Origin of the sequence: Actinomadura vinacea (genome assembly GCF_039532545.1) — a bacterium.
GTDB classification, from domain to species: Bacteria; Actinomycetota; Actinomycetes; order Streptosporangiales; family Streptosporangiaceae; genus Spirillospora; species Spirillospora vinacea.
This window is the reverse complement of record NZ_BAAARW010000012.1, coordinates 446,199-462,511: the sequence shown is the minus strand read 5'-3', so window position 1 is coordinate 462,511 and position 16,313 is coordinate 446,199. Positions and strand designations below refer to the sequence as shown.

The 16,313-nt window shown below is 69.8% G+C and carries 19 protein-coding genes; 9 read left to right on the top strand and 10 right to left on the bottom strand.

Annotation, left to right across the window (positions count from 1 at the left end; all coding sequences use genetic code 11):
* Positions 1-6: 6 nt before the first annotated feature.
* From ABD340_RS17510 to ABD340_RS17490, 5 genes are read left to right on the top strand one after another with little or no spacing between them, the layout of a single operon-like run.
* Complete coding sequence (locus tag ABD340_RS17510; protein ID WP_344590036.1) at positions 7-507, top strand: DUF2617 family protein; 501 nt, start codon at positions 7-9, stop codon at positions 505-507.
* On the top strand, positions 504-941 hold the full coding sequence (locus ABD340_RS17505) for a DUF4247 domain-containing protein (RefSeq protein ID WP_344590035.1): 438 nt from the start codon (positions 504-506) through the stop codon (positions 939-941). The genes ABD340_RS17510 and ABD340_RS17505 overlap by 4 nt, the downstream gene beginning before the upstream one ends.
* Complete coding sequence (locus ABD340_RS17500) at positions 938-1,999, top strand: hypothetical protein (protein ID WP_344590034.1); 1,062 nt, start codon at positions 938-940, stop codon at positions 1,997-1,999. Before ABD340_RS17505 ends, ABD340_RS17500 begins: the two co-directional genes overlap by 4 nt.
* Positions 1,996-2,424 carry a DUF350 domain-containing protein gene (locus ABD340_RS17495; protein WP_344590033.1) on the top strand — a complete coding sequence of 143 codons (429 nt, stop codon included), beginning with the start codon at positions 1,996-1,998 and terminating at the stop codon, positions 2,422-2,424. Before ABD340_RS17500 ends, ABD340_RS17495 begins: the two co-directional genes overlap by 4 nt.
* 5 nt (positions 2,425-2,429) lie before the next feature.
* Entirely contained in the window at positions 2,430-4,040 is a 1,611-nt protein-coding gene (locus ABD340_RS17490) for a polyamine aminopropyltransferase (RefSeq protein WP_425547386.1), read from the top strand.
* A gap of 3 nt (positions 4,041-4,043) precedes the next feature.
* On the opposite strand, the gene ABD340_RS17485 is transcribed toward ABD340_RS17490, so the two are convergent.
* Positions 4,044-4,739: a MerR family transcriptional regulator gene (locus tag ABD340_RS17485; protein ID WP_344590032.1), complete on the bottom strand. Its 696-nt coding sequence runs from the start codon at positions 4,737-4,739 to the stop codon at positions 4,044-4,046.
* A 76-nt stretch (positions 4,740-4,815) separates the two neighbouring features.
* Between ABD340_RS17485 and ABD340_RS17480 the strand changes: the two genes are divergently transcribed.
* Positions 4,816-5,958, top strand: a complete 1,143-nt coding sequence (locus ABD340_RS17480; protein ID WP_344590031.1) for an acyl-CoA dehydrogenase family protein — start codon at positions 4,816-4,818, stop codon at positions 5,956-5,958.
* A 126-nt stretch (positions 5,959-6,084) separates the two neighbouring features.
* Here the strand turns inward: ABD340_RS17480 and ABD340_RS17475 are convergent, their stop codons facing one another.
* Complete coding sequence (locus tag ABD340_RS17475; protein WP_344590030.1) at positions 6,085-6,504, bottom strand: hypothetical protein; 420 nt, start codon at positions 6,502-6,504, stop codon at positions 6,085-6,087.
* Here ABD340_RS17475 and ABD340_RS17470 point away from each other — a divergent pair.
* Positions 6,494-6,841, top strand: coding sequence for a hypothetical protein (locus tag ABD340_RS17470; RefSeq protein WP_344590029.1), 348 nt, complete (start codon positions 6,494-6,496; stop codon positions 6,839-6,841). The genes ABD340_RS17475 and ABD340_RS17470 overlap by 11 nt on opposite strands.
* Before the next feature lie 341 nt (positions 6,842-7,182).
* On the opposite strand, the gene ABD340_RS17465 is transcribed toward ABD340_RS17470, so the two are convergent.
* A complete protein-coding gene (locus tag ABD340_RS17465; RefSeq protein ID WP_344590028.1) occupies positions 7,183-7,956 on the bottom strand; it encodes a TetR/AcrR family transcriptional regulator in 774 nt (257 codons plus the stop codon).
* Between the two features lie 135 nt (positions 7,957-8,091).
* Here ABD340_RS17465 and ABD340_RS17460 point away from each other — a divergent pair, with 135 nt between their 5' ends.
* Positions 8,092-9,480, top strand: a complete 1,389-nt coding sequence (locus tag ABD340_RS17460) for a serine hydrolase domain-containing protein (RefSeq protein ID WP_344590027.1) — start codon at positions 8,092-8,094, stop codon at positions 9,478-9,480.
* 214 nt (positions 9,481-9,694) lie between these two features.
* Here the strand turns inward: ABD340_RS17460 and ABD340_RS17455 are convergent, their stop codons facing one another.
* Both ABD340_RS17455 and ABD340_RS17450 read right to left on the bottom strand, forming a co-directional pair.
* Positions 9,695-9,829, bottom strand: coding sequence for a hypothetical protein (locus ABD340_RS17455; protein WP_344590026.1), 135 nt, complete (start codon positions 9,827-9,829; stop codon positions 9,695-9,697).
* Between the two features lie 129 nt (positions 9,830-9,958).
* Positions 9,959-10,093, bottom strand: a complete 135-nt coding sequence (locus ABD340_RS17450; protein WP_344590025.1) for a hypothetical protein — start codon at positions 10,091-10,093, stop codon at positions 9,959-9,961.
* 395 nt (positions 10,094-10,488) lie between these two features.
* Between ABD340_RS17450 and ABD340_RS47980 the strand changes: the two genes are divergently transcribed.
* Complete coding sequence (locus ABD340_RS47980; protein ID WP_425547384.1) at positions 10,489-10,677, top strand: DUF397 domain-containing protein; 189 nt, start codon at positions 10,489-10,491, stop codon at positions 10,675-10,677.
* Here ABD340_RS47980 and ABD340_RS17445 read toward each other — a convergent pair.
* From ABD340_RS17445 to ABD340_RS17425, 5 genes are all read right to left on the bottom strand, one after another.
* On the bottom strand, positions 10,608-11,870 hold the full coding sequence (locus ABD340_RS17445) for a cytochrome P450 family protein (RefSeq protein WP_344590024.1): 1,263 nt from the start codon (positions 11,868-11,870) through the stop codon (positions 10,608-10,610). The genes ABD340_RS47980 and ABD340_RS17445 overlap by 70 nt on opposite strands.
* A gap of 454 nt (positions 11,871-12,324) precedes the next feature.
* On the bottom strand, positions 12,325-12,942 hold the full coding sequence (locus ABD340_RS17440) for a GTP-binding protein (protein WP_344590023.1): 618 nt from the start codon (positions 12,940-12,942) through the stop codon (positions 12,325-12,327).
* Positions 12,923-13,285 carry a DUF742 domain-containing protein gene (locus tag ABD340_RS17435; RefSeq protein WP_344590022.1) on the bottom strand — a complete coding sequence of 121 codons (363 nt, stop codon included), beginning with the start codon at positions 13,283-13,285 and terminating at the stop codon, positions 12,923-12,925. The genes ABD340_RS17440 and ABD340_RS17435 overlap by 20 nt, the downstream gene beginning before the upstream one ends.
* Positions 13,286-13,298: 13 nt before the next feature.
* Positions 13,299-13,715, bottom strand: coding sequence for a roadblock/LC7 domain-containing protein (locus tag ABD340_RS17430; RefSeq protein WP_344590021.1), 417 nt, complete (start codon positions 13,713-13,715; stop codon positions 13,299-13,301).
* Complete coding sequence (locus ABD340_RS17425) at positions 13,712-16,051, bottom strand: sensor histidine kinase (RefSeq protein WP_344590020.1); 2,340 nt, start codon at positions 16,049-16,051, stop codon at positions 13,712-13,714. The genes ABD340_RS17430 and ABD340_RS17425 overlap by 4 nt, the downstream gene beginning before the upstream one ends.
* Between the last annotated feature and the right edge of the window lie 262 nt (positions 16,052-16,313).

The following is a 16,313-nucleotide window of genomic DNA, read 5'->3' as shown; positions in this document are numbered from 1 at the left end:
GGCCCCTTGCTCACCTCCCTCGACACCCCCTACGCGGACTCGCGCGCCGACGCGCTGTCGTTCGCGCTCGGCCTGGCCCGGCTCGACGCGCTGGCCGTGCTGACCGTCCCAGCGGTGCCCTCGGTGGAACTGCGCCTGCTCGGCGCCTCCCACCAGGTCCTCGTCGGCTCGTTCTGCGAGACGGTGGCCTGCCTGCCCGGCGGGCACGACCCGCTCCCCGGGCGGTTCCGGACGACGACCGGCGGCTGGGACTACGACTTCACCGCGACCACGGTCGCGCACGACGGCGACGCGGCGTTCCGCCGAACCGTGGACGAGCTGCGCGACCGGCTCGCCGACCGCACCGACGCGCTGACCGGGACCTTCCCCGGCTCCCCGCACGCCGTCACCGCCCTGGCCATCGCAGCCGGAACGCCCCCGGGCGAGCTGGGCTGGCGCACCTGGCACGCCTATCCGCAGACCCGGGAGATCGTCATGACACGGAGCCGACTTGTGAGCGAGACATGAGCGCCGATGCGGCGCCTGCCGGGCGCGGCTGGAAGAAGCCGCTGATCGGGGCCTCGGTGCTGGTCGTCCTCGGCGCGGTCGTGCTGGTGATCGCGCTGTTCGCGGGCCGGACCTCGCCGCGCGGCTGGATCCCCGGCAAATACGAACGGGTCGCGGCCGACACCTACCGCTCCCCGAAGGCGCCCCTCGCGGTCGCGAGGGAGATCGTGCGGAAGTACGAGACCGACGAGCGGGTCTACTCGCCCAGCGGGGTCTTCCTGCGCTACCACGACGCGGTCGTCGGGATCCTGCCCGACGGAACCGGCTCCCGCATCACCCTCGACACCCCCGACCGCGGTTACGCCCGCTACCACTCCTACGTCGGCGGCAGCTGGGGCGGACCGGGCGGGCGCGCGGGCTCCTTCCGCGGCGGCGGCCCCGGGGAGGGGAAGTGAGCGGCGGCGGCCAGGGCAAGTCAAGCAAGCAGGGCAAGTCGAGCAAGCAGGGCAAGTCGAGCAAGCAGGGCAAGTCGAGCGACAAGAAGGCCCTCGAGGCGGCCAACGGCGGCAAGTCGGGCTGCGGCTGCCTGGCCGCCATCTTCCTGGTGGTGTTCGTCCTGCCCACGGTGTGGGGCCTGTACGACGAGGGCGTGTTCAACAAGAAGGACCCGCGGGCGGACACCGCGCCGGTCTTCGGCTCCCGGGAGTCCGGGCAACTGATCGAACGGCTCGCCGCCGCGTCCAAGGCCCAGGGCATCTGCTACGGCTGGGTCGTCGACTCGGGTCGTGCCCGGGAGGCCCCGAAGGTCACCCCGTCCTACAGCGGCACGTTCCGCCCGGAGAGCGCACGGCCCTCGCCGCGCGCGACGCCGTCCCCGCGCCGGACACCCACCGCCACCCCGCGCAGGACCGCCCCGGGCACCGCGCAGCCGACGCGGCGCCCCCGCGCCACCGCCCCGGCGCCCACCCCGTCCCGGTCGATGTCGCGCTTCGAGCGCGCGGACATGGAGCGGGACCTGGAGCAGCTCAACGAAGCCGGGGTCGAATACGGCTCCAACCTCGGCATCGAGATCGACCCGCGCCAGGTGCCCGACCGCTGCCCGCGCTGGGTCGTGCTGACCGTCGACTACAACTACTCCTTCATCGACCAGGAGTGGACCTCGGCGATGCAGGAGATCGACACCAGCGCTGACCTCGACCTGGACACCGATGTGCGCCTCGGGTTCGAGCGCGTGATGGCCCAGGAGGACAAGGACATCATCGGCGACCGCTCGGTCGCGCGGCTCGCCGACGGGATCGGCGCGCTGCCGATGCTGGTCGCGCAAGAGGGCAAGGCGCCGCCGGTGCCCGCCCCGGCCGCCGCCGCCGCGCAGCCGCCGCCGGGCGACCGGATCGACAGCGGATCGAGCCTCGGCCGCACCATCTTCATCGGAATCGGGATCGCGCTGATCGCCGGCGGGGTGGTCTGGATCGCCGTCGCCGCCGTACGCAACCGGAAGGGCACCAGCTCATGATCGACGACATCCTCCAGGAGAGCGGTGCCGCGCTGGCGTACGGCGCCGTCGGCATCGGCCTGATGGCCCTGGGCTACCTGGTGGTGGAGGTGACCACGCCGGGCCACCTCGGCCGCCAGATCTGGACCGACCGCAACCGCGGCGCCGCGCTCATCCTGGCCGCCAAGCTGCTGGGCGTGGGCGCCATCGTCACCACCGCCATCGCCGTCAGCGAGGACGACCTGGCCGCCGGGCTGCTCGGCACGGTGGCCTACGGCGTCATCGGGATCGTCCTGATGACCGCGGCCTTCTACATGCTCGACCTGCTCACGCCCGGGAAGCTGGGCGCGACCGTGGTCGACGCGAAGGAACTGCACCCGTCCTGCTGGGTGGTGGCCGCCGCCGACCTGGGCACGGCCGCGATCGTGGCCGCCGCCATCTCCTGAGCACCGTGGCGGACGCGGCGACGGACACCGCCGAGACGGCTCCGAAGGACGAGCCGCCGCGGGGCCCGCTGCGGCTGCCCGCCCGGGCCGCCCGCGCGCTCGTGCTGGCGGCCGTGTTCACCTGCGCCGCGTGCGGGCTGGTGTACGAGCTGGCGCTGGTCGCGCTCGGCAGCTACCTGGTGGGCAACTCCGTCACCCAGGCGTCGATCGTGCTGTCGGTCATGGTGTTCGCGATGGGCGTCGGATCGCTGGCCGCCAAACCGCTGCAGCGCTTCCCGATCGTCGCGTTCGCCGTCGTCGAGGGCGCGCTGGCGCTGCTGGGCGGGCTGTCGGTGCTGGCGCTGTACGCGGCGTTCGCCTGGCTGAACCTGTACGTGCCCGCGCTGGTCGTGGTGGCCTTCGCCGTCGGGGCGCTGATCGGCGCGGAGATCCCGCTGCTGATGACGCTGCTGCAGCGGATCCGGCGGCAGGACGCGGGCAGCGCCGTCGCCGACCTGTTCGCCGCCGACTACGTGGGCGCGCTGATCGGCGGGCTGGCCTTCCCGTTCTTCCTGCTGCCGCTGTTCGGGCACATCAAGGGCGCGCTGCTGGTCGGAGCGGTGAACGCCGTGGCGGGCATCGCCGTCGTGCTGTGGCTGTTCCGGCGGCAGATCCGCCGGGGCGCCCGGGCCGCGCTGTGGACGGGCATGGCGGTCGTCCTGGCCGTCCTCGGCGGCACGTACGCGCTGGCCGACCGCTTCGAGGTCTCCGCCCGCCAGGTGCTCTACCGCGACCCGATCGCGCTGGCCGAGCGGACCCCGTACCAGGAGATCGTGATCACCAAGAAGGTCGCGCTGTCCGGCCGCCCCGACCTGCGCCTGTTCCTGAACGGCGACCTGCAGTTCTCCTCGGTCGACGAGTACCGCTACCACGAGTCGCTGGTGCACCCGGCGATGGCCGGAACCCGCGGGAACGTGCTGATCCTCGGCGGCGGCGACGGGCTCGCGCTGCGCGAGGTGCTGCGCTACCCGGACGTCCGCAGCGCCACCCTGGTCGAGCTGGACCCCGAGATGATCCGGCTGGCCCGCACGTACAAGGAGATCGCCGGCCTCAACGGGCGCGCCTTCGACGACCCCCGCGCCCGCACCGTCAACGCCGACGCGTTCTCCTGGCTCCGCACCGTCTCGCAGCGCTACGACTCGATCATCGTGGACATGCCGGACCCGGACGACGTCGCCACCGCCAAGCTGTACTCGGTCGAGTTCTACGGCCTGGTCAAGCGGGCACTGGCGCCGGGCGGGCGGATGGTCGTCCAGTCGGGCTCGCCGTACTTCGCGCCCCGCTCGTTCTGGTGCATCGAGAAGACCATCCGCGAGGCGGGGCTGGCGACCGTCCCGTACCACGTGGACGTGCCCAGCTTCGGCGACTGGGGCTACGTCCTGGCCACCCCCACCGGCACACCGCCCGAACTCGAACTGGCCTCCGCCCTGCCCGGCGGCCTGCGCTTCCTGGACGCCGACGTGCTCCGTTCGGCCACCGTCTTCGGCAAGGACCTGCGGCACCGCGACGTCGAGGCCAACACCCTCGTCCACCCCCGCCTGGTCGAGTACGAGAACGACGAATGGAAGGACGCCTGATCGTCAGCCGCCGGTGGCGGAGCGGCGGATGGCGCGGTCCACGGCGCGCTGGAACGAGCCGACCAGCGACTGGATCATCAGGGGCTTGACCTTGGCGGCCAGCTCCAGCAGCCGCTCCCGCTCCTCGGGCGGACGGCCCCGCTCCCGGTAGGGGCGCACCACCGCGTCCTGGAAGACCCGCTGGAGTTCGGCGGCCAGCTCCGAGGTGTGCCGCTCGACCGACTCGTGCACGGCCATCAGGGCGTCCAGCGGCATGGCCGACAGCTCCGCGGCCATGCTCAGCAGCGCCGGGCTGAGGACCCGGGCGCCGTCGGGCGTCTGCTCGATGACGCCGAGCGCCTCCAGCTTCTTGCGGGTCTCGTCGTCCAGGTGCCGCCCGGCCCGGCGGTCCAGCTCGTGGTGGTCGAGGACCTCCGGCCGCTCCGCCGCCCACGGCGACAGCAGCGCCCGCTGGAGGGCCAGGTCCTCGGGCGGGGCGTCGGCGGGGATCCGTGCGAGGTGCCGCTCGATCGCGGCGAGGGTGAGGCCGAGGGCCTGCAGTTCCCGGACCAGTTCCAGCCGCGCCAGGTGGTCGGGTCCGTACAGGCCCGTGCGGCCGCGCAGGCGGGGCGGCGGGAGCAGGCCGCGCCCGGCGTAGAACCGCACCGTCCGCACGGTCAGGCCCGCGCGGGCGGCCAGCTCGTCGACCGTCATCTCCATGAGCCCTCCTATGTGACAGCACTAGTGTTACATTGATCCTGTATCAGGGCACGCTTACTAAGGGAGAGCCGGCCGGATGGCACGTGAGATCTTCACCGCGGAGCACGAGGCGTTCCGCGACATGGTGCGGTCCTTCATCGCCAAGGAGATCACCCCGCACCACGAGCAGTGGGAGCGCGACGGCATCGTGCCCCGCGAGGTGTGGCTGGCCGCCGGACGGCAGGGGCTCCTCGGCATCGAGGTGCCGGAGGAATACGGCGGCGGCGGCGACCCCGACTACCGGTACTACGTCGTCCTGAACGAGGAACTCGCCCGCGCGGGCGTCACCGGTCCCGGGTTCACGGTGCACAACGACATCAACGGCGCCTACCTGCTGAAGCTGACCAACGACGAGCAGAAGCGGCGCTGGCTGCCCGGCTACTGCTCCGGCGAGCTCATCACCGCGGTCGCGATGACCGAGCCGGCCGCGGGCTCGGACCTCCAGAGCATCAAGACCACCGCGGTCCGCGACGGCGACGACTACGTCCTCAACGGCTCCAAGACCTTCATCTCCAACGGCATCCTCGCCGACCTGGTCATCGTGGTCGCCAAGACCGACCCGTCCGCCGGGCACAAGGGCGTCAGCCTGCTGGCCGTCGAGCGCGGCATGGACGGCTTCGAACGCGGCCGCAACCTCGACAAGGTCGGCCTGCACGCCCAGGACACCGCCGAGCTGTTCTTCAACGACGTCCGCGTCCCCGCGTCCAACCTCCTGGGCGAGGAGGGGATGGGCTTCATCTACCTGATGCAGAACCTGGCCCGCGAACGCCTCTGCATCGGCGTCGGCGCCCAGACCGGCGCCGAAGCCGCCTTCGAGCAGACCCTGGAGTACTGCAAGACCCGCGAGGCGTTCGGCCGCCCGATCGGCAAGTTCCAGCACAACCGCTTCACCCTCGCCGAGATGAAGACCGAGCTGACCGTCACCCGCGCCTTCACCGACGAGTGCATCGCCAAGGAGAGCAGGGGCGAGCTGAGCGCCGAAGAGGCCGCGATGCTCAAGTACTGGAACACCGAGCTGCTCAAACGAGTGGTCGACCGCTGCGTCCAGCTGCACGGCGGCTACGGCTACATGACCGAGTACCCGATCGCCAAGGCCTACCAGGACGTCCGCATCCAGACCATCTTCGGCGGCACCACCGAGATCATGAAAGAGATCATCGGCCGCTCCCTGGGCGTCTAGCCCGGAAGATCTCGATCGTCTGCTGACCGGGCCGCGGGCCGGGCGTGCTGCTTTCGAGGCGGCCCTTGGGGCCCCCAAATTGATCCGGTGGGCCTAAAGGCCCTATCTGTCATTTCCCTCGCACCATTAGTTTTCCTCTCGTGCCGGAAAACGAACCGGCCGGACCGAGAGAAAGCGGTGGCGTATGAAAAAGGTAAGGGTGTTGGTCGGGGCCGGCGCTGTCGGCGCGGTAGTGGCGACCGGCGGTATCTGGGCGCTGAACGGCAGCGAGATGACGACGGCGCGGAACGTCTCGAACGAGAAGGGCATCGTCGCCGGCGCGAACAGCTCCCGGGGCAGCGATACGAGCAGAGCCGCGGGCACCCGGGAGACCAGGGAAACCGGCAATGCCACCACGAACGGCGCAAAGTCCCCTGAGCGGCTCTCCGCGACGACCTTCTTCGCCCGCGGGAAGGGCCCCTTCACCCACCAGAGCGACGAGGTGTACACATCCTCCGGGGGGCAGGTGAGCTGCATCTCGGGGAAGACGTGGTCGATGGTCGCCACCTTCCACGTCAAGGACGTGACCGCGACCAGCGCCTACGTCAGCAAGATCGTGGCGACCTACCGGGCGCCGGTGAAGTCGAAGGCCGTGGTCCTGGGCGGCCAGCAGTTCTACCAGGGCGACGGCAAGCAACTGCTGGCGAACGACGTCGGCAAGATCGGTACCCTGCAGGGCGGCGGCAAGTGGACGCAGACGCACGTCATCAACAAGCGGGTGAGTTTCGCGAAGGGCGCGGCCATCTTCAAACGCAGGGCGTCCATCAGCCAGGCGCCGGGCACCAAGGAAGCCGGCTGGTGCGGCGGGCCGGCCGGCCTGGAGATCAAGGTCCGGCCGCGCTAGGCCGACCGTGACCGGTCCGCCCGGGAGTTCTGAGCAACGGCTGGATGTGGGCGAGAGCGTGACCCCATCGCCCCCGGCGCGCCCAGCGCCGCGGGCAATGGGGGCTGGAAGCCGCGCCCTGGTCTCTGGCCTTGCCTTTGCCGGTCCGGCACGGCGAGCCGGCGGGCGCGACGCAGGTGGACATCGGGCAGTCGTTGGGTTCCACGCGGGTGAGTCGTCGTCGCTCACGCCCGGAATCGTTTTATGGGGGTGTTTCACAGGCCCATACGTATGCAACAACCCATGAAACGAAATCCGCCCTCGATGGCACGTGTCGCATGGGCTGTTTCATAGGTCCTCACCTATGAAACAGCGTCGCTGCCCGGAGTTGGAGTTGGGCGTTCGCGTGTCAGAGGGGCGTCAGAGCCTCCGGGATTCTGGGAGCGCCGGCGTTCCCCGGGCGGCAGTTTGGCCTCCAAGCCGTCGAGGAGCGCCTGGAGACCGAAGTCGAAGCTGTCGTCGGGTGCCGCGGCATAGTCGATATCCCGGTCGGCGGCTGTGTCCAGGCGGCTCTGCAACCGTGGGAACTGTGCCGCGATCTCGCTGGCTTTCGCCATGTGGTCGCGCATCAGCTCGTCGGCGTTGCCGCCGTTGCGGTTGAGCCGCCGGGTGAGTGAGGCGGCCGCGGCCGGGCCGAGGGCGTTGCCGAGCACGTAGGTGAAGACGGCGGCCGCGGCCTGGTCGGCCCGCGCGCCGGTGAATCCGGCTGCCTCGTAGATGGCCAGGGTGTGGTCGTCGCGGCGCGCCTTGCCAAGGCTGGGCAACAGGAAAGAGCCGAAAGCCTCGACCAGCCACGGGTGACGGGTGAGCATCGTGTGCAGGTCGGCGGCCATGCGCGTGGCCGCCGTCCGCCAGTCGACCACGCTCAGGTCGGGCAGTGCGATCTCGTTCCACACCCGGTCGGCGGCGAGGGCGATGAGGTTGTCCTTGCTGCCCACGTGCCAGTAGACCGCGGTGGCCGCCGAGCCCAGCCGACGACCCAGCGCGCGCATGCTCAAGCCCTCCAGGCCCTCGGCGTCCAGCAGGTCGATCGCGGCCCGGACGATCTGGTCACGGGTCAGGGTGTCGCGTGGCATGAGCTCACGATACGACCTGACTTGCACATCGTTCAAGAACCCACTTGCACACGTTCAAGTGGTGGGTACCGTCTACTTGAACGCCGTACAAGTCGTAGTAGGCGTTGCTCACGAACAGACACGAAGGAGAACGTCATGACATCGAACGCCCTGCAGGAGTTCGTCGCGGCCAAGGCCACCGAGCTGGGCGTTCCGGGCGTCTCCGTCGGAGTATGGGTCGACAACCGGGCGATCTACGCCGCCCACGGCGTCGACAGCATCGACGATCCGCAGCCCGTCGACCAGGACACGCTGTTCCTGTTGGGCTCGGTCTCCAAGTCCTTCACCGCGACCGCGCTGATGCGCCTGGTCGCCGACGGCCAGGTCGAGCTGAACGCGCCGGTACGCCGGTACGTCCCCGAACTCGAACTCGCCGACGAGCAGTCGGCGGCGAAGATCACCGTATTGCAGCTGCTCAACCACACCGCCGGGCTGGACTGGCGGTTCAGCGCCGAAACCGGCGAGGGCGACGACGCGCTGGCCGCCTACGTGGCACGGCTGGAGGAGTCGGAGCTGGTCGGCCCGCCCGGCGGCCGGTCCTCCTACAGCCAGACGGGGTACAACCTGGCCGGACGGATCATCGAGAAGGTCACCGGCCAGACCTTCGACCGGGCCGTCGCCGCGCTGCTGTTCGAGCCGCTGGGGATGTCGAACACCACCTACTCGCTCGACGAGGCGCTCACCCTGGGTTTCGCGGCCTCGCACCACCGCGACGAGGACGGCACGCTGTCGGCCCTGGCGTCGTGGAAGGAGAACCGCGCCAACAACCCCGGCGGCGGTGCCATCTCCTCGATGAGCGACCTGCTCCGCTGGGCCCGGTTCCACCTCTGGCACGGCCGCTCCGACACCGGCGCTCGCGTGATGCCTTCTCAGGTGCTGCGCCAGATGCGGCAGCAGACGGTCGAACTGCGGGGCACCTCGCTCGGCGACGGCATGGGCATCGGCTGGTTCCTGCGTGACACCGACGGCGTCCGCATCGTCGAACACGGCGGCTCGGCCAGCGGCCAGTTCGCCGATCTGCGCCTGGTCCCCGAACGCAACTTCGCCATCGCCGTCGCCTCCAACGAGGGCCCCGACGGCGGCCTCGCCCTCAACCAGGCCATCGTCCGCTGGGCGCTGGAACACTACCTGGGGGTGATCGACCGCGACCCCGAACCGCTTCCCTACGACCCGGCGCGCGCCCGCGAGGTCGCCGGGAACTACGAGAACGAAATGATGACGATCACCATCGACACCGAGGAGTCCGGGCTGACGATCGCTTGCGCGATCAAGCCGGAGATCCGCGCGGCGTCCGACGCCGAGATGCCCGCCGACCTGCCGGCGGCCGGTCTCGGCCTGCTGTCCGGCGACGGCGACGAGTACATCGTCACCAGCGGCGGCCTCCAAGGCCAGCGCGGCTTCTTCACCCGCGACGACAGTGGCACCATCACCGGGGCCGACCTCGCCGGCCGATTGTTCACCCGGGTTCTATCCACCGCCGAATGAGTCCGCGTATCCGATCTCGCACGAACCCCCTCATTGACCGCCACGTCCACACCGAGGACCTCGTCATGGGCCTTCCAGACCCGGCCGAATCCGCCGGGCCTCAGCTCCTCGACCAGCCGGTAACGGCCGCCGATCAGCTCCAGCACCGCTTCTGGGGCAACGGTCCCTCCGTATTCGGTTGGTGCGACGGCCGCAGGTGAAGGAGAGAAGCCGATCACGCTGAGATGGACCTGAGCGCCCAGACGATCTTCCCCTCGCCCGTCGCGGACCGACGGACACCCGTCTCCTCGGCATAGGCGACGATGGCCAGACCCCGCCCGTGCTCGTCCATCGCGAAGGCGTCGCGCACGACGGGAAGCGCAGGCGAGGGATCCCAGCACTCCAGAAGCACCGCCTGATCCCGCACGGCGCAACGAGCCGGATTCGCGCGCCCCGCGCGGCGGCGACGGAGTCGGTGACGCTCATCACCAGCATCGAGTCATGGACGAGATCTCTCCGATGACCCCACCCGGTAGAGGGCGTAGCGGACCAGCTCGCGAGCCAGAACCACCGAAGACGGTTCGGCCAACAACGTCAGCCGGATTTCCTGCGCGATCACTTCTTGATCGTTCATGGAGAGCCGTCCTGAAGTCGGGAAACGTGCCCTCACTCTGAGTGCTTTTGCGCGCTAACGTGAAGTGTATTGGAGGCCGTGCAAGACACTTGGGGGAATGATGAGCGTGAGAGGGTCCATCGACCCGAACTCCTCCCTGTGGTCCCGGTCGGCCTTTGACCTGGTTTTACCGGACCCGGCGGGGGCCCGTCGCTGGCGCAGATGGCCTTGATCGTCAAGGCGACGCGAGGAACCGTATCGAACTGGGAGGCGGGGCGGTTCCGCCCGACCGAAGCGTGCCTAAAGCGCCTGGACAAGGCGTGGAACACGGGTGGTCACTTCGAGCGGTTGCACATAATGGCTTTCCCCAAATCCGCTTCGAAGGACCTGATTGAACGGACGATGAGGAGGTACGAATGATCACCTGGCGTAAGAGTTCCTACACCGGTGGCGGAAACGATGAGGCATGCGTTGAGTCGGCGAAGCAGGCCTCGGTTCGGCCCGGCGGCCGGAGCCGCCGGGCCGGGGAGACGCATCAGGGCTTGACGGTGCCGAGGGTGACCGGAAGGGAGAGCGGGCCGACAGTGAAGAACGACGGGGAGTAGGGGATGTCGTCCGGGTCGATGGCGAGGGTGAGCTCCGGCAGCCGCCGGTACAGCGCGGCGAGTGCCAGCCGGCCCTCTAAGCGGGCCAGTGACGCGCCGACGCAGTACCGGGGGCCGTGGCCGAAGCCGAGACGTGCGCTCTGTTCCCGGGTGATGTCGAACCGGTCCGCGCTCTCGCCGTACTCCGCCGGGTCGATGCCGCTCGCCTGGTAGACCACGCCGACCGCCTGGCCCTTGGGGATGTGCACCCCGGCGACGGTCACGTTCTCCGCGGTGAAACGGAAGCTGGTCATCATCACCGAGTGGCGGTAGCGCAGGGTCTCCTCGACCACGTCGGCCCACCGATCCTCGGCCTTGGCCAGTGCGAGCTGGTCGGGGTTCTGAGCCAGCGCCACGATGGCGTGGCCGAGCAGGTGGACGGTGGTCTCATGGCCGGCGATGAGCATCAGCCACAGCACGCCGACCAGTTCTTCGGTGGTGAGCCTGTCGCCTTCGTCGCGTGCCTGCACCAGGCCGGACGTGATGTCGTCGCCAGGCGTCCGCCGTTTGCGCTCCACCAGTTCGTGCAGGTAGGCCTGAAGGGCGTCCTGCGTCGCGAACGCCTCCTCCGGCGGAGTCGTGTGCGCCAGCAACGCGGCGGTCCAGTTGCGCATCTGGAGCCGTTCCTCGGCAGGCACGCCGAACAGTTCGCAGATCACCCACATCGGCATCGCCTCGGTGAAGGCGGGAACCAGGTCGACGCCGTCACCGGCGGCGATCACATTGTCGAGCAGGCCGTCCACGATCTGTTGTACACGCGGCTCCAGCGCCTGTACCCGTGCAGGCGTGAAGGCCTTGCCGACCAGGCCGCGCAGGCGCCTGTGGTCGCCGCCGTCCTTGGTGGCCATGTGGCCGCCCTCGACGATGGCTCGCAGCGGCCAATCCTCAGGGATCGATCCGTCGTGCAGGGCGGGCCAATGTTTCGGATCCCGCAGGAAGGTCTTGTTGTCCCCGGCGAGGATCTCTCGTACGGCATTGTGGGTCAGTGCCAGGTAGGCGGGGACGCCGCCGGGGAACTCCACTTCGACCACGGGAGCGATCTCCCGCAGCCGGACGCAGGTATCGAGCGGCGTTTCGTCTGCGGCGGGGAAGGAGGGCAGGCTCGTTGACATCTGGTCCAAACAATTTGGCGGCGAGTGAGTGGTATGCGACATGCGGAACCATTGATATCTCCCTAGATCACCTCTAGGCAAGTCATTCAAAGAATCAATGTTGTGACGTGCCGCCTTGAACTTTCCGGGTCGTAGGTGCGTAAGCCCGTTTCCTGCTCGGCGACCACTGCCCTCAGCAGTGCCCGGCGGCCGGGTGGCAGCCGACTCCATTGAGGCCGGTCACAAACTTCTGAACGCGCTGCAGGCCGTCAGCCCGCCGCATGCGCAACCACAAAGAGGAAATCGCTGATGGGCCGGCGATCCCTCGGCGGCAGGAAAAGGAGTTCGATGGCGAGGGACGGGTTCGGCGCGTCCGGCCCCTGGCGGGAATGCCGGGGGCGGACTTCTCCAGGATCTTGGCCCGGCCGTACGCGCGATGTTCCCGTCGCGGGGCCGATCGTCCGCCAGGAGGATCCGGTGCGCCGGGCGCCGCGGCGGCGCCCGGCGGCGGATCCGCTCAGCGCCGGGACGTGGTCTTGGTGAGGACGTACTCGATCATGGTGATCAGCACCCGCTTGGCCGACTCCCGGTTGCGCACGTCGCACAGCACCAGCGGCACGTCCTCGTCCAGGTCCAGCGCGATCCGCACGTCCTCGGGATCCTTTCGCTCGCTGCCGTCGAAGCAGTTCACCGCGACCATGAACGGGGTGCGGCGGTCCTCGAAGTAGTCGACGGCGGCGAAGCAGTCGGCGAGGCGGCGCACGTCGGCGAGCACCACCGCGCCGATGGCGCCCAGCGCCAGTTCGTCCCACATGAACCAGAAACGCTGCTGGCCCGGAGTCCCGAACAGGTACAGCACCAGGTCGTCCGGGAGCGTGATCCGGCCGAAGTCCATGGCCACGGTGGTGCTGTTCTTGCCGTCGACGCCTGTGGTGTCGTCGACGCCCACACTCCGGTCGGTGAGGAGCTCCTCGGTGCGCAGCGGGCGGATCTCGCTGATCGAGCCCACCATGGTCGTCTTGCCGACCCCGAACCCGCCGGCGATGAGGATCTTCGCGGCGATCAGCTTGCCGCCGCCTCCGGTGGCGGCCGGGCCCGGTTCGTGGACGGCGGTGTCAGAGTGCACGTAGTCCATTCAGCAGCTTCCTTAGTACGAGCTCGTCCGGGACGTCGCCGGTGGGGGTCGCTTTCAGCACCCTGAGCAGGTTCTCGTCGCGCAGGTCGTCGACCAGGACGCGCACGACGCCGACGGGCAGGTTGATCTCGGACGCCAGGTCGGCGAAGGTGATCGGCCGCAGACAGATCGCCAGCAGCCTGCGGTGCTCAGGGTCGAGCCGCACCCGCCGGGGAACCGGCACACCGGTCGCCTCCAGCACCGAGATCAGGTCGAGGCTGTCGTCGCGGAGCCGCGTCCTGCCCCGCGTGACCGTGTAGGGACGGACGACCGGTCCCGCGTCCCCGTCAAGCCATTCGGTCATCGCTTACCCGGCCTCACCTGACGCTCGACCCCGACAGCCGGGGCATGACCGGCGGTCGCTCGGCGAGCCGCTCGGCGAGTTCGGTCATCGCGTAGACGACCGCGCCCGCGTCCGAGTCCGGGGGGCTCAGCACGGCGAGGCACGCGTGCTCCCCGGACGGCACCATGAACACCAGCATCGAGTCCATCTCGATGACGCTCTGCATCAGCTCGCCGCCGTCGAACCGCCGGCACGCGCCGCGGGCGAGCCCCTGCACGCCCGCCACCAGCGCGGACAGATGCTCGGAGTCCTCACGGCCGAGACCGGAGGAGCAGGCCACGACCAGCCCGTCCCTGGACAGGAGGACCGCACCGCCCACCCTCTCCGCGCTGCCGACCAAGCCGTCGAGGAGCCGGCGCACGCCCTCGGCCGTGATCGGTGATTCCGTCATCGCTCATCCCTGTCGTTCCGTTCGGCGGGCGGGACCTGCGGCGGCTCGGTACGCCCGCGCCGCCATCCGCTCTGCATCGAGGACATGACCGAACGGGCCCGCTCCGGCGAGCGCTCCACCCGTCCAGACGACTGCGTCTCGTCCGGGGCGGGCGGTGCGGCGTCGCGCAGCTGCGGGGCCAGATTCGCCCGGCGTACGCGGCGCGGCATCCCCGCGTGGGTACCCGCGGTCGTGGACGCCGTCTCCGCCGGTGCCGGCGCGGGCGCCGGCGCCGGCGGCTCGGGCGGCGGTGGCATGCCGAGCGGGGCGTGGTCGGCGCGGGGCTCGGTGCTGCCGCCGCGGTGCCGTCCAACGGAGTCCATCGCATACTCCTGCACGTCGTGGCCGGCGATGTCCCTGGGGTCGGAGCCCGCCGGCGGCGCGGTCTCGTTCGGAGCGGTGGCAGTCGGGGCGTTCGGGGGGACGCCCGCCGAATCGGTGCCGGTGTCGTTCGCACGGCCGACCTGGTCCGCTGACACGACGATCGAGTGCGGCAGGAGCACGACGGTCTTGATACCGCCGTAGGAGTTCGGCTCCAGCGCCACCTTGATCCCGTGCCGGTGCGCGAGGGTCCCGACGACGAACAGCCCGAGCTGGTCGCCGTGGGTCAGGTCGAACTCCGGCCTGCGGCTGAGCTGCTCGTTGATGGCCGCCAGCCTGTCCGGGCCCATGCCCAGGCCGCGGTCCTGGATCTCCACCACGAACCCCTGGCCCACCAACCCGGCGTCGATCTCGACCGGCGTGTTCGGCGGCGACAGGACGGTCGCGTTCTCGATCAGCTCGGCCAGCAGATGGATCACGTCGGCGACGGCCGGGCCGACGATGCCCTCCTCCGCGGTGCTGACCACCTCGACACGGGCGTAGTCCTCGATCTCGCCGATGGCGCCGCGCAGCACGTCCAGGACGCCGACCGGGTGGCGCCAGCCGCGACCGGGCGCGGCGCCGGACAGGATGATCAGACCCTCGGCGTGCCGCCGCATGCGGGTGGTGAGGTGGTCGATGGCGAACAGGTCGGCCAGGGCGTCCGGGTCGGAGGCCTTGCGCTCCAGCGTGTCCAGCATCGCCAGCTGGCGGTGCAGCAGCGACTGGTTGCGCCGGGCCAGGTTCTGGAACACCTGGTTGACCGCCGCGCGCAGCTCGGCCTGGCCGACGGCGGCCTCGACGGCGGTGCGCTGGACTGACGAGAACGCGGCCGCGACGTTGAACACCTCGGCCGTCCTGCCGACCTCCAGCGGCGGCGCCTCCGCCGCCACATCGACCTTGTCCCCGTGGCTCAGCCGCCGCACCACGTCGGGCAGCCGCTCCTCGGCCAGGGTGTGCGCGGTGGCCTGCAGGCCGAGCAGGTCGCGGCTGATGCGGCGGCCGAACCGGAGCATGAGGAACGCTGTCAGGACGATCGCGACCAGGCCGGTGGCGCCGATGAGGGCGAGGCGCAGCAGGGTGTCGTCGGAGGCCTTCTTGGCGCCGGCGCCCAGTATCGCCCGGGACTTTCCGAGCGCGCTGTCCATCTCCCCGATGGAGGCCGCCACGGCGGTCTTCCAGCCGGCCGGGTTGGTCCGCAGCCTGGCTCCGGGACGGGTCGCCAGGATGTCGTCCTCCACCGCGGTGAAGGACTTCACGGCGGAGGACGACAGCGCCTGCTGGTAGGGAGCGGCGAGGGCCGGTTCGAGCTCGGCGAGGCTCGAGGTCTCCAGGTACCGCCGTTCGAACACCAGCTTGGTGACCGCGGTGTACTCGGCGGCGGTCATCCGGCCCCCGCGGGCGAGCACGCCGCCCACCAGCGCCGCCTCGCGTCCGAGCAACTCGGCGGCGCGCGTCATGTTGGACAGGTGGAACGCCTGCTGGAGGCCGTCGCCGGCCACCAGCAGGTTGACGTACCGGAAGTGGGCTTCGAGGACTTCGTTGTAGGCGTTGAACGCCGCCAGCCCCGTCATGGCGCGGGAGTCGACCTGGCCCCGGAGTTCGTTGATCCGGTTGAGTTTCTCCATCAGCACCGACAGCCGCTGCTTCAACGGGCCGTTCAGGGTGGCCTGGAACCTGTCGGAGCGCACGTCTTTGTTCAACTGGACGATCGTGCCGTCCATCTTCTTGCGGACGGCGTCCATCGACGTGCGCGGGACGGCGCCGTCGCGGCTCAGCCAGACCACCGACTCCTGCCGCTCCTGCGCCAGGGTGATCAGCATCGGCTGCCCGGCGTTGCCGTAGATCTCGTTGGTGATGTCGAGGTTGCGCTGGTTGATGGCCTTGGACGCGGTGCTCTGCGCCGCGAAGGCCCACAACGTGACCAGTGAGATCATCGGGACGATGATCAGGCCGAAGAGCGAGAACCGAATCGAGCGCCGGCGTGAGCCCCTCACCAGACGAAACAGCCGAGGTCGGCGTGGATATGGCTGATGAGGTTGTGCATGGTGTCCTCTCTCAAGCTTGGTGTGCACCAGGCGGCCGAACTCGTGCCACCGTAGCCACAGATTTGATCATTTGTCTGGAATTCTGTGGATCTTGTCGGGTGTGAATGGAATCATGTGGCGGCGTTCGGCAAACCCCGGACTCTTACCCCCT

Coding starts and splice junctions, on each gene's coding strand:
- ABD340_RS17440 (WP_344590023.1), bottom strand. CDS start 12,942: ATGGACTACGTGCACTCTGACACCGCCGTCCACGAACCGGGCCCGGCC.
- ABD340_RS47980 (WP_425547384.1), top strand. CDS start 10,489: ATGATCACCTGGCGTAAGAGTTCCTACACCGGTGGCGGAAACGATGAG.
- ABD340_RS17470 (WP_344590029.1), top strand. CDS start 6,494: ATGGTCGCCACCTTCCACGTCAAGGACGTGACCGCGACCAGCGCCTAC.
- ABD340_RS17480 (WP_344590031.1), top strand. CDS start 4,816: ATGGCACGTGAGATCTTCACCGCGGAGCACGAGGCGTTCCGCGACATG.
- ABD340_RS17445 (WP_344590024.1), bottom strand. CDS start 11,870: ATGTCGCATACCACTCACTCGCCGCCAAATTGTTTGGACCAGATGTCA.
- ABD340_RS17505 (WP_344590035.1), top strand. CDS start 504: ATGAGCGCCGATGCGGCGCCTGCCGGGCGCGGCTGGAAGAAGCCGCTG.
- ABD340_RS17425 (WP_344590020.1), bottom strand. CDS start 16,051: ATGATCTCACTGGTCACGTTGTGGGCCTTCGCGGCGCAGAGCACCGCG.
- ABD340_RS17450 (WP_344590025.1), bottom strand. CDS start 10,093: ATGAACGATCAAGAAGTGATCGCGCAGGAAATCCGGCTGACGTTGTTG.
- ABD340_RS17460 (WP_344590027.1), top strand. CDS start 8,092: ATGACATCGAACGCCCTGCAGGAGTTCGTCGCGGCCAAGGCCACCGAG.
- ABD340_RS17465 (WP_344590028.1), bottom strand. CDS start 7,956: ATGCCACGCGACACCCTGACCCGTGACCAGATCGTCCGGGCCGCGATC.
- ABD340_RS17435 (WP_344590022.1), bottom strand. CDS start 13,285: ATGACCGAATGGCTTGACGGGGACGCGGGACCGGTCGTCCGTCCCTAC.
- ABD340_RS17485 (WP_344590032.1), bottom strand. CDS start 4,739: ATGGAGATGACGGTCGACGAGCTGGCCGCCCGCGCGGGCCTGACCGTG.
- ABD340_RS17430 (WP_344590021.1), bottom strand. CDS start 13,715: ATGACGGAATCACCGATCACGGCCGAGGGCGTGCGCCGGCTCCTCGAC.
- ABD340_RS17495 (WP_344590033.1), top strand. CDS start 1,996: ATGATCGACGACATCCTCCAGGAGAGCGGTGCCGCGCTGGCGTACGGC.